The sequence below is a fragment of the Enterococcus sp. VV15 genome, from assembly GCF_005236045.1.
GTDB classification, from domain to species: domain Bacteria; phylum Bacillota; class Bacilli; order Lactobacillales; family Enterococcaceae; genus Enterococcus_B; species Enterococcus_B durans.
Genome location: NZ_QPTY01000001.1, coordinates 23525 through 41217 on the forward strand (window position 1 = coordinate 23525; position 17693 = coordinate 41217).

The 17693-nt window shown below is 38.1% G+C and carries 14 protein-coding genes; 12 read left to right on the forward strand and 2 right to left on the reverse strand.

The window, feature by feature from the left end:
• Positions 1–86 precede the first annotated feature (86 nt).
• The 8 genes from DVW83_RS00125 (at position 87) to DVW83_RS00165 (ending at position 13584) form a co-directional block, all read left to right on the forward strand.
• Positions 87–2063 (forward strand): M60 family metallopeptidase, encoded by a 1977-nt coding sequence (locus tag DVW83_RS00125; RefSeq protein WP_104662135.1) that lies wholly within the window; start codon positions 87–89, stop codon positions 2061–2063.
• 264 nt (positions 2064–2327) lie between these two features.
• Complete coding sequence (locus tag DVW83_RS00130; protein ID WP_104662136.1) at positions 2328–4475, forward strand: glycosyl hydrolase family 18 protein; 2148 nt, start codon at positions 2328–2330, stop codon at positions 4473–4475.
• On the forward strand, positions 4463–6553 hold the full coding sequence (locus DVW83_RS00140) for a fibronectin type III domain-containing protein (protein WP_202978478.1): 2091 nt from the start codon (positions 4463–4465) through the stop codon (positions 6551–6553). Before DVW83_RS00130 ends, DVW83_RS00140 begins: the two co-directional genes overlap by 13 nt.
• Before the next feature lie 421 nt (positions 6554–6974).
• Positions 6975–7421, forward strand: a complete 447-nt coding sequence (locus tag DVW83_RS00145; protein WP_104662137.1) for a PTS sugar transporter subunit IIA — start codon at positions 6975–6977, stop codon at positions 7419–7421.
• 79 nt (positions 7422–7500) lie between these two features.
• Positions 7501–8922: a PTS fructose transporter subunit IIC gene (locus DVW83_RS00150; protein ID WP_137238911.1), complete on the forward strand. Its 1422-nt coding sequence runs from the start codon at positions 7501–7503 to the stop codon at positions 8920–8922.
• Positions 8922–9782 carry a ketose-bisphosphate aldolase gene (locus tag DVW83_RS00155; RefSeq protein ID WP_137238887.1) on the forward strand — a complete coding sequence of 287 codons (861 nt, stop codon included), beginning with the start codon at positions 8922–8924 and terminating at the stop codon, positions 9780–9782. The genes DVW83_RS00150 and DVW83_RS00155 overlap by 1 nt, the downstream gene beginning before the upstream one ends.
• A gap of 84 nt (positions 9783–9866) precedes the next feature.
• The gene (locus DVW83_RS00160; RefSeq protein WP_104662139.1) at positions 9867–10637 is read left to right on the forward strand and encodes a DeoR/GlpR family DNA-binding transcription regulator; all 771 of its coding nucleotides are present in this window, start codon (positions 9867–9869) and stop codon (positions 10635–10637) included.
• A gap of 178 nt (positions 10638–10815) precedes the next feature.
• A complete protein-coding gene (locus DVW83_RS00165) occupies positions 10816–13584 on the forward strand; it encodes an endo-beta-N-acetylglucosaminidase (RefSeq protein ID WP_104662140.1) in 2769 nt (922 codons plus the stop codon).
• Between the two features lie 152 nt (positions 13585–13736).
• Here DVW83_RS00165 and DVW83_RS00170 read toward each other — a convergent pair whose 3' ends face one another.
• Both DVW83_RS00170 and DVW83_RS00175 read right to left on the reverse strand, forming a co-directional pair.
• A complete protein-coding gene (locus DVW83_RS00170) occupies positions 13737–14924 on the reverse strand; it encodes an MFS transporter (protein ID WP_104660102.1) in 1188 nt (395 codons plus the stop codon).
• Between the two features lie 18 nt (positions 14925–14942).
• Complete coding sequence (locus tag DVW83_RS00175; protein ID WP_005878249.1) at positions 14943–15221, reverse strand: hypothetical protein; 279 nt, start codon at positions 15219–15221, stop codon at positions 14943–14945.
• Between the two features lie 192 nt (positions 15222–15413).
• Here DVW83_RS00175 and DVW83_RS00180 point away from each other — a divergent pair, with 192 nt between their 5' ends.
• The 4 genes from DVW83_RS00180 (at position 15414) to DVW83_RS15325 (ending at position 17565) form a co-directional block, all read left to right on the forward strand.
• On the forward strand, positions 15414–16070 hold the full coding sequence (locus tag DVW83_RS00180; protein WP_104660103.1) for a Crp/Fnr family transcriptional regulator: 657 nt from the start codon (positions 15414–15416) through the stop codon (positions 16068–16070).
• Between the two features lie 745 nt (positions 16071–16815).
• Complete coding sequence (locus tag DVW83_RS15315; RefSeq protein ID WP_224784354.1) at positions 16816–17079, forward strand: hypothetical protein; 264 nt, start codon at positions 16816–16818, stop codon at positions 17077–17079.
• Positions 17080–17130: 51 nt separating this feature from the next.
• Positions 17131–17349, forward strand: a complete 219-nt coding sequence (locus DVW83_RS15320) for an SIS domain-containing protein (protein WP_238699315.1) — start codon at positions 17131–17133, stop codon at positions 17347–17349.
• Between the two features lie 21 nt (positions 17350–17370).
• Entirely contained in the window at positions 17371–17565 is a 195-nt protein-coding gene (locus tag DVW83_RS15325; protein WP_238699316.1) for a hypothetical protein, read from the forward strand.
• Positions 17566–17693 lie beyond the last annotated feature (128 nt).

Below are 17693 nucleotides of genomic sequence, written 5' to 3' on the forward strand. Positions count from 1 at the left end.
CTATTCGAAGAAAAAGATGAATAAATCTTTTTTTATTTTATGTTACTGTTATTTTGTACATAAATAAAATATAATGGGGAGTAGCTATGAAAAATAAAAAAAAGATTCTTTTTTGTTGTTCAGTGTTAGGGATCATTCTTTTTTCTAACAGGTTAAATGTGGAAGTCAAAGGAAATGAAAGAGAGATCGTATCAAGCGCAACGAAGTCAAATCAAAATATAGCAAAACGTTTAGAAATTAAGCAAAGTGAACATGTCGGAAATTATCGCACAAGAATTTTAGATAATTCGTTTGGTCCAAGCACGAATCAATCAACAGGTATCTACAAACAAATGCATGAAGCCATTGAAATTTATGTGGACGAGCAAACGGATCAGCGGAATATGCCATCCTATACGATTTCTAGTATGGCTTTGAACGATTATCACGAGGGAGCAAACTTTGGAACTCCCCTAAAAAAAGGAAAGAATGTCATTGCTGGGAATGTAGAAGGAATTATTCATATTCAAAATGAAACTGATCCAACGCCTCAAGGCAGCATTCATGTAGAAATTAAAGGGGGAATTACTGTCCCTCGCTTTATTCTGGGCGAGATGACAAATCAACAGTGGCGAGAGTTAGTCAATAACTATCCTGATGCACCAGGGTATGAGTTGGTTGGTGATCGAGTCTTAATTACTGGCTCGGATCGATCCATTTATTTGGTAAAAGATCCAACAAAGATCCTTGAAACGCAAGAAAAGGTAGTGAAACTTCACGACCAAACTGCAGGTTTAGATGGAAGTTCTGCTATTCATCGTAACCCGATTGGTTTGGTTCAGCACATGCGTGAAACGAAGGACTCAAATTACTTTATGTATGCCTATTATCAACACACAGCTTATCACACGGATACTATGGACGCTTTATTAGAACCTGAAAAGCTCAACCAATGGGGAATGTGGCATGAAATTGGTCATACCTATCAGATGAATCGTATGGATTGGTATGATATGGTCGAGGTTACAGTCAACATCTATTCTCTACGGGCACAAAAAGCATTTGGACAGCGTAGTCGTTTAGAAGAAGACAATACTTACAGAGAAATGTTCAAATATCTCAATCAAACGAAAAAAGAGTTTGATAAGCAAGATCTTTGGATACGTTTAGGGATGTTTTGGCAATTAGAACTTGCTTTTGGAGAAGATTTCTATCCTAATTTACATAAGCACTACCGAGAAGAACAAAAGTCCCTTTCATCTGAACAAGTAAAACGCCAATATTTTGTAGTTTCTGCTTCAAAGATCAGTGGAAAAAATCTGACACCATTTTTTGAACAATGGGGTATCGAAGTAACGAATGAGAGTAAAAAAGAATTAGCAGGATTGCCAAAATTAACGAAGAAGATTTGGGAATATCGTGACGAAATGACTGGAGAAGTTGGTGATATCGAAGAGGAAAAAGATACGCAAGCACCCACGATTCCTACGAATATAAAAGCAGCAATAGTTACTTCTGATTCGGTGCAGTTAAGCTGGAACCCTTCTACAGATAATACAGGTGTAACAGGGTACAATATTTATCGAAATGGTCAATGGCTTGCCAAAACAGAACAAATCAATTTTTCAGATCTTAACTTAAATAGTAACACTACTTATATTTACCAAATCAGTGCATATGATGCAAAGAACAATGAATCGGACAAAAGTCAAAGTTTAGTAGTAACCACCAAAGAAGAAAATAGTTCTTCTGATACTTGGATGAAAGAGTCAATTTATGTTGAAGGAGACATTGTAACCTATAAAGGGATTAACTACCGAGCAAAATGGTGGAATAAAGGAGCAGTCCCTGATGTTTCTGACGTATGGGAAGCAATAAATGATCCGGGAAATCAGCAATGGAGTAAGGAAAAAGTATACGTTCTAGGCGATATTGTTATTTATAATGGTGTGACTTATCGCGCAAAATGGTGGGTGAAAGGTGAAGCGCCTGATGTGTCACAAGCTTGGGAAACTATTGGGGGAAGAGCCGGATCGTTCAGCAGCATGGAGGATAAAATGATAGAACCATCGCAAGTTGAATAAGTTAAAAAAGAATAAATGATGAGATATGCACAGTTCTAAGTCAACAGACACCTATAAAGAGGAAGGAGACAAGATTTTTGTCCCTCCTTTTTTGCTTATCAGAGCGAATTTTGAATAACTCAAGCAAGCAGAAAAGCAATAACAATAACTTCTTAATAATGGAAAAAAATGGAACTTCGTAACAGTTATTTATTGCTATAGTAAAGTTATACCTTGGTAAAAGGTAAACGAGTAGTCTCATCTAAGATATAAGGAGGAAAAGTAATGAAGAAAAAATTCAAACATGTAATGACGTTATCTTCTGCAGCGCTAACTGTTATATCTGCTGTTCCGATGTCTCTAGTGGTGTCAGCAGTAGATACTTACGCAAAGGAAACAACGGAAATAAAAATTCAAACAAATTCAAATGAAAAAAAACAACCAACTTATCGAAACGTCATGTATTATGGTGACTGGTCGATTTACGATGGGCAGGGAAATTATTTTCCAAAGGATATGCCAGCTGATCAATATACCCACATCAATTTTGCGTTTGTTGATATGGATAGCAATGGTGATTTGCTTTTACCGGATCAAGATGCCGCATTTGCTTCAGGGGTTGGCTCTGGTCATGAATGGGGAAGCCAACTTGGTGGAATCATTCCAGCGTTAGCAGCTCTCCGTGAAAAAAATCCGAATATCAAAACGGGTATTAGTTTAGGTGGGTGGTCGAAATCTGGCGACTTTTCAAAAGTAGCAGCAGACCCGATTAAACGAGCGAAATATGTGGAAAATGTAATGCAATTTCTAAAATATACAGATATGGATTTTATCGATGTGGACTGGGAATACCCGAACAGTGTCCGTCAACCAGATTTAGTCGATAATAAAAATGATGAAGGCACACCTGATGCAGGACCACAAGATCGTGAAAATTATCTAACGCTGATGCAGGATCTCCGTAACGCCCTTGACAAACAAGGTGCTGAGATTGGCAAGACCTATGAATTATCAACAGCAATCCATGGAGCAAAAGAAAAACTAGAAGAACACATGGATGTTAAACGATTATTTGATATCATTGATTTTGGAAATGTGATGACCTACGATCTACACGGTGCTTGGGATGAAAAAGCAGGACATCAAACAGCGTTGTATACAAATCCAAGCGATCCAACAAGCTATTCTATTGATGCTGTCGTTGATTACTTACTTGGCAAAAATATTGATCCTCAAAAAATTGTCATTGGTGCAGCGTTTTATACCAGAGGTTGGGATACCGTCGAAAAAGGTGAGGACGTTTCACAGCCAGGGCTTTTTCAGCCTGCTAGTGCGACAAATAAAGATGCGGACGGGTCTGCTTCAAAAGGAGCAAACAATGAAGCAACTGCTGCTATTGGTGATGGTGGAAGAATGAGTGGCGTGTGGTCTTATCGCAGTATTGATAGACTAAAAGCACAGATGCCTGACTTAAAAGAATATTGGGATGAAGAGGCGCAGGCACCATTCATGTATAGTGAATCTACAAAAGATTTTTATACATTCGATAACGTCCGCTCAGTAACTGCTAAGGCGGAATACGTAAAAAAACATCAATTAGGTGGAATGATCTCATGGATGGCTTCACAGGACAAAGCAACAAATAATAGTGCAGTCCGTGACGAGTTAACTAAAGCAATTAAAGAAGGTCTATTTGGGAAGGAAGCATTACCGGTACAAAAGCAGGACTATGATTTACGGTTAGATGTAGATATGGATATTCAATTAGGCTCAACGGATTCTGGGAAGAAAGGGTTTGAACTCACACTTAAGAACAATGAAGTTTTAGAAAATTATGCTGGAAATGCATTGCAACCAGCGGATAAATTTTATAGTACAGTGAAACGACCTAAACTGATTTTCACTCTAAAAGATGGCGCAACCTTAGCTCGTGGAGACTACAAGGCAGGGACTGTAACCGTTGATGGAAACAAAACAATCGTAGACCTAGCTGCTGTTTATGATGGGCGTTTCTTGACTCCTGGAAATACATATACATTCAAACTGGTGCGTAATGACAGCCATGAGGTTTCTCCAGACCAGATTGAGTCGGTGGTCTTAGAGCAATACTATGATGATAAAACACAATTGTCTTCTCAAACAATCATTGGGGAAGCAGAAAGTAATCAAGCACCCGTGATCTCTGGTGTAGGGAACCAAACAATCACTGTGGGCGAAAGCTTTGATCCTTTAGCGGGAGTGACTGCGACAGATAAAGAAAATGGTGATTTGACAGATAAAATCGAGGTTACTGGCAGAGTTAACACGAATGAAGAAGGAAGTTATACACTGACTTATTCAGTTACCGATTCTGATGGAAATGAGACCACTGCAAAACGTGTGATCACGGTTAAAAAGAAATTAGTAACGAAAAACCACAATTGTTCGGAGTAAATAATCAAACGATCACTGTGGGCGAAAGCTTTGATCCTTTAGCAAGAGTGACTGCGACAGATAAAGAAGATGGTGATTTGACAGATAAAATCGAGGTTACTGGCAGTGTTGACACAACAAAAGCTGGAGTATATACCTTAACTTATGCTGTGACAGATAGTGACAACAATACGACTCGTCAAGAAAAAACGATAACCGTCAAACAAAAGGCTACAGTTGATTTTGGAGTGGGACAAGGAATCCAATGGCCAGCGCAAGTCATGGCACCATTCGTAGATATGACAGCTTATGTTTCAGATAGTGAATTTAGCAATAACGGTGCACCTAATTTAGCTGAAATTGCGAAACAATCGGAAACTAAATTCTTTAATCTTGGCTTTATGCAAGCAACCGGTGTAGTGAATGGTCGACTAAATTGGGCATGGGGCGGATTCAACGGCCTTAACGAATCAACCAATGACCAGTGGCAATATGAAGGAATTAAAAAAGCAATCCGTGAACTACGCGAAGAGGGTGGAGATGTAGCTCTTTCATTTGGTGGACTAAATTCTGGTGCTTTCTGGGAGTTGACACAAGATGTCACGATCCTGACTAATGCATATCAGGAATTGATCGAAGGTTACGGATTGACTCGAATTGACCTAGACGTAGAAGCAGGAGCAATGGATTATCAGCACAACAAAGCAAATGCAAAAGCGATAAAGAAAGTCCAAGAACTTACTGGCGTGAAGGTGACACTTACATTACCGGTAATGCCAACAGGTTTGATTCAAACGGGGCTTGATGTATTGAAAGCATACCTTGAAGAAGGTGTTGATCTAGAAAATATAAATATCATGACGATGTATTATGGTGCTAGTGTACCAGATTATGCAAAAGGATCAATTGATGCTGTGGATAATACAATGAAGCAAGTGAAAGATTACTTCAAAAAATATGCAGGGATTGATTTAACCACAGAACAAGCCTATGCAAAATTAGGAACAACACCATCTGTTGGTTTTGAAAATACCGGACATCCATACTTTACGACAGAAATGATGAAACAAGTTGTCGATCACGCGGTTGAGAAGAACATAGGAATGGTTTCATTCTGGTCGATCAATCGAGATGCAAAAATCGATAACGGTGTTGGACAAGTCAAGAATCGATTTGAATTTACAAAAGTTGCTCAAACATTCGGTGAAACTGATCTTGAGCCAGATACAGAAGCACCAACAATGCCAACAAATCTAATTGCGAATAAAGTAACTCATCACTCAGCAGCTATGAACTGGGATTCAGCAACAGATAATGTGGCTGTGAAAGAATATATTATTTTCCGCGATGGAAACAAAATCGGTACAACAAAAACAACTAGCTTCACGGACACGACTGTAGAAGCAGAAAAAGAATATGCGTATCGCGTGCAAGCAATTGACGCTGCAGGAAATACTTCTGCGTTAAGTAATGAATTAACGGTACAAACAGAAAAGATGCCTGTTGATAATCAAAAACCTACGGCGCCAAGTAACCTATCGATTCTAAACATTACAGAAAAAAGCGCAACTGTTTCCTGGAAGGCTGCAACAGATAATGTAGCTGTCTCTCACTACATCGTAAATGTTACTGGTAAAGGTTTGACGACGGAACATACAGTAACTAGCCTAAATTATTCGATTAATGGGTTGCAAGCTGGAGAAGAATATAAAGTAACCGTAAGAGCGGTAGACACTTCTGCCAATGAATCGGATGAAGTCAGTCAGTCATTTGTAACGAAAGAAAATAGCCCAGAAACAATTCCGCAATGGGATCCTAATAAGATTTACTTAGGTGGAGAAAAAGTGATGTTTGAAGGCAAAGAATATGTAGCTAATCATTGGACGAAAAATGATCGCCCAAGCGAATCAGGTCAATGGGGACCTTGGTCATTAGTCAGCCCAGAAGCATCTGGAAAAGATGGGGAGTGGAGTACTTCGGCTATCTATCTTACTGGACAAATCGTTACACTTAATGGTCAAAAATATCGTGCGAAATGGTGGAATCAAAACGTCAACCCAGAAACGGTCCAACAATGGGGGGTATGGGAAAAAATTTAGCTGAGTACTAAATAAAAGCTGTCAAAACGGAAACAACCTCAAAAATTCATACTTTTTCGGAGTAGAGAAATCTACTTCGTTTTTTGTGTCCGAATAAGCCATCTGTTGGATTTTTTTATGGGTTTACCTTTTTACTTTATGTCAATTAGTTTGATAAGGTTGCATGAAAAGTTGAGATGTGAATAATCACTTTTACATCATGGCGTAAATAGAAAAGGATGAAGTTGAACATAATTCCTTTAGCTTGTGTCATGAATTAGTGAAAAAAGTGAGCTAAATCGTTCATTTTTATGATTTATTTTTAGTAAATTTGCATTGTTTTCGTTATTCGGTCAAAGCATTGAACGGTTCAGCTAGCGATGCTATACTTGCCACAGTTAAAAAAGAAAGCGATAACAAATCGGATAGAGAGGTGATGAAAATGAACATTGAACAATTGATTACAGAAGAATTGATTATTTTCGATGAGACGATTCGTTCAAAAGGTTCATTGTTTGATTGCTTAGGTAGAAGGTTGGAAGCAAGTGGCAGAGTCAAGAACTCTAAAAAAATCATCAAGGATTTTCTAAAAAGAGAAAATGAGACCTCAACGGGGATAGAGGATGGATTTGGTATCCCTCATGCAAAAAGTAAGTATGTGCTGGAGCCGACACTCTGCTTTATCCATAGCGGAAGGATTACCGAATATGTTGGAATGGATGAACAGCCGATTGAATGTGTGTTTGCAATCGCCGTACCTAAAAAGTCAGCAGACGAACATTTAGAAATTTTGAGTTCATTGTCACGAAAATTGATCGATCCAGTATTTAGACAACAATTGAAAGAGGCAGTTACTGCAGCAGAAATCCTCACGTGTTTAACTGAGTAAAGCGACTATCCAAAAGCCGAACTATTGTTATCAGGTATCAGAGGTATGCTAGTAAAAAAGTAGATGGGGGAGAACAATGATGAAAATAATTGGTGTGACAGCTTGTCCTACTGGAATTGCCCACACGTATATGTCAGCGGAAAAACTAGAGATTACTGCTAAGAAAATGAATCTTGAAGCAAAGTTTGAAACACAAGGAATCAAAACTGAAAATACATTGACGGAAAGTGAAATTGCAGAGGCACAAGCAATTATTTTAGCAATTGATAAAGAGATTGGTATGGAACGGTTTACAGGTAAAGAAGTAAAACGAGTATCCACGAGTCGGGCAATCAAAGAGCCGGAACTGGTGATCAAAGAGGCATTAGAAGGAATTGGAGTAAGTGAAGTTTCAGGAGCAACGAAACAAAAAGCAAGAAAAAGTCAAAAGCCAACTCTCTATAATCATTTTATGAGTGGCGTGAATTATATGCTGCCATTTGTAATTGCTGGAGGCATTATCATTGCGTTGAGCTTTGCTTTCGGTATTACAGCTTCAGATCCGCAATCAGAAAATTATAATGCATTAGCAGGTGCGCTGTCACGTATTGGTGGCGATACAGCGTTTGCCATGATGGTGCCGGCTTTAGGAGCAGGTATCGCCACTTCGATTGCTGGAAAAGCTGGATTTGCTCCAGGAATTGTTGCTGGCCTACTTGCTTCAACTGGAGGTTCTGGGTTTCTTGGCGGAATGATCGGTGGATTATTAGCGGGGTATCTGACTGATTTTCTAGCAAATAAAGTAACGATCAAAAAAGAACTTCTTTCGATCTATCAGTTGATCGTAGTGCCGTTTGTATCGATTCTTATTGTTGGTCTAGCCATGGTTTTCATTGTCGAACAGCCGATTTCTTGGTTATTGGATACGTTGACTAACTGGTTGAATAGTTTAGGAAATACATCAGGATTGATGTTTGGTCTGATTATTGGGGTCATGATGGCGGCTGACATGGGTGGACCTATCAATAAATCGATTTCTACATTTTCCATCGGTTTGATGTCGGCAGGTGTGAATGCACCGATTGCAGCTTGTATGGCTGCAGGGATGACGCCACCTTTAGGTATCGCGTTAGCTACGATTTTGTTCAAGAAAAAATTTACGAAGGAAGAACAAACTTCTGGACAATCATGCTGGATACTAGGAGCTTCCTATATTACAGAAGGAGCGATTCCTTTTGCGGTATCTGACCCCATTCGCGTTATTCCTAGCTTGATTATCGGGTCTTCTACTGCTGCAGGGATTTCGATGGCAGCTGGAGTAACTTCGATGGCCCCTCACGGCGGTATTTGGATCATGCTGATCCCTAATGTGTTGAATGATTTACCAATGTATTTAGTGGCGATTGCCTCTGGTACAGTTGTTACAGCACTTTCCTTAGGATTGCTAAAAAAATCGGCGGAAGAAAAGACAGCTACAGAAAAAGTAAAAGAAGAAAAACGAACAAATGAGGTGGGAGCATAATGTTATATACAATGAAAGAGTTACTAAAAGTTGCAAAGGAAAATCAATTTGCCGTTCCGGCTTTCAATATCTGTAGTTATGATATGTTGAAAGCGATCATAGAAGAATCTGAAAGACTAAATGCTCCAGTTATTTTAGAGATCCATCCTGATGAAATTGCTTATCTCAATGATGAATTCATTGCTTCTGTTAGAGCCTATGCCCATAATAGTAAGGTTCCTGTAGTGATTCATTTGGATCATGGTGGTACAGTGAAAGATGTTTTGCGGGCGATACGAAATGGTTATACTTCGGTGATGATCGATGCATCTTTACAATCTTTTGAAGACAATTTAGCGATTACCAAAGAAGTCGTTGCATTAGCTCATGCAGTGGGCGTCTCAGTAGAAGCAGAAATTGGCACGATTGGCAATAACGGCTCTGCAGAAGGTGGGGCGGCGAACATCATCTATACGGATCCTGAACAAGCAAAACATTTTGTCGAAGAAACGAATATCGATTCATTAGCAATTGCTATCGGCACAGCTCATGGATTATATCCTAAAGACAAAACGCCAAAATTGAATATCGAATTATTGAAAGAGTTGAATCAGCAAATCGATAAGCCATTTGTATTGCATGGTGGTTCAGGTAATCCAGATGCGGAAGTCAGTGAATCAGTCAGATATGGAGTGGCAAAAGTCAATCTCAGTTCAGATCTCAAGAGTGTGTTCTTTGATGCACTACGAGAAATATTGAGCGACAATCCAGAAATGTATGAACCAAATGCTGTCTATCCTTACGCAAATAAAAAGGTTCAAGAGGTAGTGAAGCATAAAATGGGTGTACTGAATACGATTGGTAAAGCAGAACTATATTAAAAAGTCATGATCCAAAAGAGCGCTGGCTTTTGCCAAAGCTCTTTTTGGTGTTAAAGTAGATGCAAAGAATAGGAGGAGACGGAAATGCTAAGTGAAGTAGAAGATCGTCAACAGAAAATCGTGAATCATTTAAAAAGCAATCAGTTTGTAAGAATCACTGATCTGATCGATCTAGTTAATTACAGTGAGGCGACGATCAAGCGTGATCTTGTAGCCTTAGAAAAAAGTGGCTTGATTCGCCGAGTTCGTGGCGGTGCAATGTTAGTAGATAATCAAAAAATCGATGTGCCATATTTGATGAAAATCAATCAATTAGATGAAGAAACAGAAAAAAGAAAGATCGCAGACATTGCCTCATCTTTGATCAAAGATGATATGGTCTTGTTTTTAGATTCTAGCACGACTAGTTTGCACCTGATTCGAAATCTAGGAAGATATGAAGGATTGCAGATCATTACAAACGGCGTGATCACAGCAGCAATGCTAAGCGAATTTACATCAGCGAAAGTATCGATCGTAGGTGGGACGATCGTTCAAAAAAGAGCGACGATCAATGGCTCAAAAGCTTACAACGACGTACTAACCTATTCCGCAGATTTAGCTATTATTAGTTGCCGTGGCTTCGATTTTACTCAAGGAGTAACCGAAACACATGAAGGCGAAGCACTATTAAAAAAAGCGTTCCGGAAGCAAGCAAACCATTTGATGGTATTGGCAACACAAGAGAAAGTAGGGCAACGATTTATGCATCAAGCGATTGCATGCCATGAGATCGATTACTTAGTAACAAGTAAAGAACTATCAAAAGATCAATTCACGAAAATGAATGATCATCACATTCGTTGTTTTTATTGATACCTGAAACTCCATAACATAATCTATGATTTGTACTGATAAATCTATAATATGTTCATGTACACACCTTTTAGCAAGCGCTATCATTTTAATTGGAACGATTATTGGATAGAAAGGAGCATCGAGCGGGGATATTTTTATTTAAAATAAAGGTTGCGACATATTATAGGAGGACTGAATGAAAAAGCTAGCGAAGACTTTTAAAATAGGAACACTAGTTGGGTTTGGAATCATAGGATTATTTTTTGGAACTATGCCTGTCATTGCTGAGGAACAACCTGAAACACAAGGTGCAGTGGCCACTTCAATGGAGAATCAGCCAGAATCATCTTACTGGTTCCCAGATGAATTGTTAGAGTGGTCATTTGCGAAAGATGCAGATGCTAAATATAACGTCAGTACGGAACCGTTAGCAAAAAGAGTAGAAAAATCTCAATTGATAAAAGCAAACAAAACGCAAAATGAACAGATGAAAGTGGTTGCTTTATCGATCATGAATAGTAGTACAAGCGGTAATGCGCCACGAGGTTCAAACACGTTTGATGCGAATGTTTTTTCAAATTGGCAATATATTGATCAGTTAGTTTACTGGGGCGGTTCGGCTGGTGAAGGAATAATCGTTCCACCAAGTCCAGATGTGACAGATGCAGCGCACAAAAATGGTGTGCCAGTTCTTGGAACGATCTTCTTCCCTCAAGGAGCACATGGCGGAAAAATCGAATGGCTCGATATATTTTTAAAAAAGGATGCATCAGGCCATTTTCCCATTGTTGATAAAATAATTGAAGTTGCTCAGAAATATGGATTTGATGGGTGGTTTATCAACCAAGAAACAGAGATAGGCTTAACGAAAAAACATGCAGATCTAATGAAAGAACTAATCGTTGAATTTAAAGAAAAAACGAGTAATGAATTGGAAGTCATGTGGTATGATTCGATGACAAATGAGGGGAAGATGGATTGGCAGAATGCACTGACAGAGAAAAATCAAGATTATCTAGTGGATGCCGATTTGAATCCTGTAGCAGACAGCATGTTTCTTAATTTCTGGTGGAATACCGACCGACTAGCCAGTCAAGATTTATTACGTAAATCAAAAGAAAAAGCTGAAACATTAGGGATTGATCCATATGATTTGTTTGCCGGAATCGATGTTCAAGAAAGAGGATATGATACACCGGTAAGATGGAATCTTTTTGCTGACAATCAAGGCATACCCTATACCTCATTAGGCTTATATGTTCCAAGCTGGACGTATTCTTCTGCTAGTGATCCAAATGAATATCAACAAAAAGAAGAACATTTCTGGGTAAACAAACAGAATGATCCGACTAAGGGTGTTTTACCAGAAGGGATTGAATGGCCAGGGATCTCTACCTTCGCAGTTGAGCAAACCGCGATTACACAATGGCCATTTGTGACGAACTTTAATGTTGGAAATGGCTATAGCTATTATTTGAATGGAACACCGATTTCAACAACAGAATGGAACAATCGTAGTCTGCAAGACATCATGCCAACATATCGCTGGATCATTGAACAGGGATCCGGCAGTGAGTTGTCAGGTAGTATTGATTATACGACTGCTTATAATGGTGGAAGTTCAATTGCATTAGCTGGAAAGATAGCTGCAAAAGAACCAAATAAAATCAAGTTGTATCAAACAAAGGCTAAAATCGAAAAAAATATGACATTCACAACTACTGCAAAAGCAACGGACCGCACAAACTTAGACCTCATACTGGAATTTGAGGATGGAACAAGTGAAACATTTAAAGGGAATAAAAAAGTGACAAATGATTGGACTACGGTTGTCTATCACTTAAATAAAGCGGCGGGTAAAGTAGTGACTTCCATCTCTTATGATCTATCTTCTTTCACTGACAATAGCGAATATACATTGAATGTTGGACAGATCGTTGCGGCACCACAAGGAAAAGTATCCGCATCAATTGTTGAAAATCCCGTAATCGAAGAGGCCAAATTTGATGAAGAAGGGATACATGCAGGCATTCGATTGACATGGAATAGTATTCATCCAGAACAAAATGCACGCTATGAAATTTTCCGTGTACTGGAAAATGGTGAGCGTTCATTTATCGGGGCAACATCTGCAGAAACACATTTTATTGATGCGCTTGAACGGAAAGGAGAATCAGTAACAGGTATCGAAATCGTGCCTGTTGATCTTTACGGCAAGCAAGGCCAATCGTCACAGATCGTCACGTTTGACTGGCCACAGATGAAACCACCTAAGGCTTCTTTTTCTGTATCTAAAACGATAGCGGCGCCAGGTGAAAAAATTGAGTTTAGAAACACTTCTTCGGCAAATACACAAAATATCCAATGGACGTTTGAAGGGGCCTCAATCGAATCAAGTCAAGACCAAAATCCTGTGGTGACTTATTCTAAAGAAGGGGTCTACGATGTTCAATTGACCGCAACCAATGAGGCAGGTACAACCACGAATAGAATGCAAGGAATCATCACTATTACCAATGAAGCACAAAATGGTTTAACCTTATTATCTAAAGATGCCAAAGTAGAAGCTTCTTCTTATGTAAGTGAAGCGGAAGCACCAAAGTTCGCTGTTGATGGAGATTTAGGAACAAAATGGTGTGCAACAGGTAGTGCGCCACATACCCTGACAGTTGATTTAGGATCAGTAAAAATAGTAGGTGAAGTACAGATGGCACATGCCTCAGCAGGAGGAGAAAGTCCAAGTATGAACACGAGAGCGTATACACTTGAGCTGAGTGAAGATGGACTAAATTTTCATGAAGTTTCTCGTACGGTAAACAATAGTTCTAACAATACCCTCAATACATTTACAGCAACGCCCGCACGATTTATTCGATTGACTGTTAGTCAACCAACACAAGGAGCCGATTCGGCAGTGCGCCTTTATGAATTGGCAGCATATGGCTTAACTAAAAAGGAAAGATAAAAACTTTTTTAGGAGTAGATGAATCGAATCATTTTTATAGAAAAGAAATAAGCCAGATGGTCGCAAAAATATGAAAGATATTTTTGCGACCATCTGGCTATTTGTGAAATCGTTGCGTTATGTGAGAATCATTCTGTTAGCAAATGCTCAGTTTAATTCATTTCAAGTTTTATTTGTTGCTTCTTTTTATGATTGTATCCTAAATAAAGAACAGTACAAATCAACGGGATAATCCCTGAAATCACATATAATCCTCTGAATGAAGTGAGTGATTTCAATATACCCATCAAATAAGGGCCGACACCAAGACCTAAATCTAAACCGATAAAGTAGGTTGAAAGAGCAATACTGATTCGGTGCTCCTTCACGATCTTTAAGCAAACCGCTTGACCGTTTGACATAAATGTTCCATATCCTAGACCAACGAGTGCACCAGAAAGCAATAAAGTAATGCTATTTGTTGTTATACTTAATAAGAATAAACCAGCTGTTAAAAATAGGTAGCTAGGATACATGACATATTGTTCACCTTTTGCATCAAAGATGCGTCCAGTTAATGGCCGAGTAAAGGTAATGACTAAAGCATATACTACGAAGAAAAACGAACCAGCGGAAACCAAATGAATGACTTTAGTATAAGAAGATAAGAAAGACAAAACACTTGAATAAGAAAGACCCATCAAAAATGCGATACCAGTAATAAATAAAGCTTTCTTTTCGATAAAGCCGTTGATGTTCCAAGAACGTAATGAAGTTCTTTGTTCATCAGACAATACGATATTTTTCACTGGGAAAAATATACAAGCAATTGTTACAAGAAAAACAAGTACGATTGAGAACCAAATAATAAAGTGGAAATCTGTCAAATTAAGTAAGATCATCCCTAAAAATGGTCCAATAGCAGCAGCTAAACTTGTACTTAAACCGTAATAGTTGATTCCTTCACCTTTTTTAGATTCAGGAATATAGGCAGTTACGATTGCGTTTGTTGCAGTTGAAACTGTTCCATAACCAAAACCATTTAAAAAGCGAACAAGATATAAAACACCGATTGATGGTGTGTAAAGATAAGCTAGAGTTGAAAGGAAATAAAAGATCGCACCGCCACGCAATGTGAACTTACGACCGAAAAGTTCCAATTGTTTTCCCATAAATAAGCGAGCTAATAGTGTACCAATAATGTAAATCCCTGATGCAAAACCTGCCTGGCTCATGGTAGCATGTAGATCATCTTGAGCAATGACTGCGATGATGACCATAAGTAAATAGTAGATCAAATAGACAATGAAGTTAATAAGTGTGATTCCGATAAAATATTTATTGAATAATTTCTTTTCCATGTGTTCTGTAAGGTCCCCTTAATCTGAATATGCTTTTAGTTTTTCAATTTGGACTTCGACGTCATGATAGTTTGACGGATAACGATCCACCAATTGACGAATAAATAAATCACGAGTTGTCATAAATAAATCAAGAAATTCTTCTAATTCGTTTGATGGTTGTTCATCCACGGCTTTAACTAACTCAATAGAGTTTTGATACGCATCATTTAAGAAGACTAATGATGCTTTCATATCAAATCTTGTTTGATATGCCGTCTCAAGTCGATTAATGATTGTTTTCATCCAATAGTTCATTTTTTTCCCTCTATTCTTAAAAATTTTTACATTCGCAGTATACCGAAACAAAAAAAAGAAAAAAATCGCGTACGTAATATAAAATAGTACTTAACAAATGTTAATATCATTAGTAAAATACTTTTGAACTTTAAAAAGTACAGAAATCTTGTATTATCTTTTTTAGATGAAAGTTTGGATGGGGGAGCATCATTGGACAGTAGAGTGCTGAAGGAATATTTGGAAAGAAATAATTTTCCGATTGTACGAAAAAGATATCATAAGTATCTGACGTTTGAAGGTGTGGAAGATTGCTACACTTATATATTGAAAGAAGGAACAGTGAAGGCGAGTGTCATTTCAAATGATGGAAGAGAATTCAATCTGAGATACATAAAAGATCTTGAAATCGTCTCATTGATCAAAGATGAATATTCTCAGTTTATTGATTCTCCTTATAATATTCGAGTAGAATCAGAATATGCAGAATTTTATCGAATCAATCGTGTAAAGTTTTGGGAACAGATCAACGATGATCCTAAGATGCAACATTACGTCAAAGAGTATTATCGTTATCGCTTACTCTATTCAATGAAAAAAATGCAACAAATGTTATTAAATGGAAAGTTAGGGGCGGTTTGTACGCAATTATATGAATTGTATGATCTATTTGGTGTACGAACAGAGGAGGGACTGATGATCGATTTCATTATTACTAACGAAGAGATCGCTAAGTTCTGTGGGATCTCTACAGCAAGCAGTGTTAGCCGTATTTTAAAGCAGCTGAAAAAAAACGGGATAATCAAAGTGAAAGACCATCGAATCATCATTACAAATATGGACTTATTAGAGGACAACATCATTTTCTAAGAACAAAAACATACTTAACAAGGATCCTTTTTGCAGTGATTCCAAAAAGCGTCATGCACCTATAAAAACGGATCATTGAAAGTTAAGCTTAACTGCTTAGCTTTTTTAGGCTCATTGATAAATGATGTCGTTAATAAGAAATCTTAGAATAATCGGGACAGAAAGAACAAAAAATTCTTTCTGTTCTTTTTTCGTATAAGAACAAACTAGCAGCATCACTAGAATAACTTTTTGGTATTTCTTCTCTTACGTTGTCAAAAAGTGGTTAAGATTTCTCTTATGTTTTAGTAGGATAAGTTTTAGCCACTATAATCTTTCCGTTTATCTTAGCTTATTTTAATTAGATATAACTATACATGAGACGTTTTTGTGAGTCCATCGATTTTTAAGCGGAACAGCAGAATTTCCAATCTGGTTTTCGAGACTGGGACAACACTTGTCTCAGTCTCTTCTCGTATCTCTAAAAACGGATAAACGGTGAGACAAAAATGTTCTGATGCACAACTAGTGTAGTGTCGATGTCATCAAGTGGATGAATGAATTGGCAACAGTTAGTTTTGTATGATTTCATCGAAGAACTGTTAATTGCTAATTTTCAGTTTGATTAGTTATTTCAACACGATACTAGGTCCTTTTCTTTTAGTGCTATCAAATCTATAATGGAAGAAACGATAGGAGACGATGGTATGGATTTACTGCCTATAATCAGCAGTTATTTTCCGTCTTTGAGTAAATCTGAAAAAAAGTGACACAACTTATTTTAAGTAGTCCAGATGAAATTCCTAAATTATCCATTAATGAATTTTCATTGATGGCTAGGATTGGTGAGAGTACGATCATTCGCTTTGCTAGAAAGATTGGTTTCTTCGGTTACCAAGATCTGAAATTTGAGTTAGCTAAGAGTCAAGCAGCAATTGTCCGAGCAAGTGATTCCGAGGAGAAGGCGGATGCCGATTTAATTTATGAACAGTATCAACAAAGTTTGCAAGAAACCCGAGAATTTATCTAAAAATCCGATTTAGCTGCAGCTGCCCGCCTGATTCATGACACGAGTAGGATCGTGATTTTTGCAGTAGGGAGTTCTGGCTTGATTGGTTCGGAGTTCTCGAATCGGTTGAAACGTCTGGGAAAACATGTGGAATTCGTTCAAGATGGGCATCTCCAAAGTATCAATGCAGCATATATGATACCCGGTGAAGTCTGTTTTGCAATCAGTACCTCTGGAAACACACCAGAAGTGATTGCTAATATAGAGTTAGCACAATCTCAGGGCTGTTAGGCGATTGCAATCACTAATTATATGGGCTCAACGGTCGCTCAAATTAGCCAAGTGGCTCTGATCGCTTCAGCAAAGGAATATTCATCTGATGCAGGTTCTTTTACCGCCGCAATCAATCAACTGTATGTGATCGATACTTTGATCAAAGAGCTAGCACTAGAACGGTATCACCAGTCCCGGCTTAAAGCAAACAAAGCATTGATGAAACGGATTTAATTAGCTCTTTGGCAATAAGGATGGAAGAGTTGCATAAAATGAAATCTGAGACAGAATGAACAAAATTCTGTCTTAGATTTTTTGTAGGATTCGTAATCAACCGAGAGAACCTTAGTTAGCAGATCAGC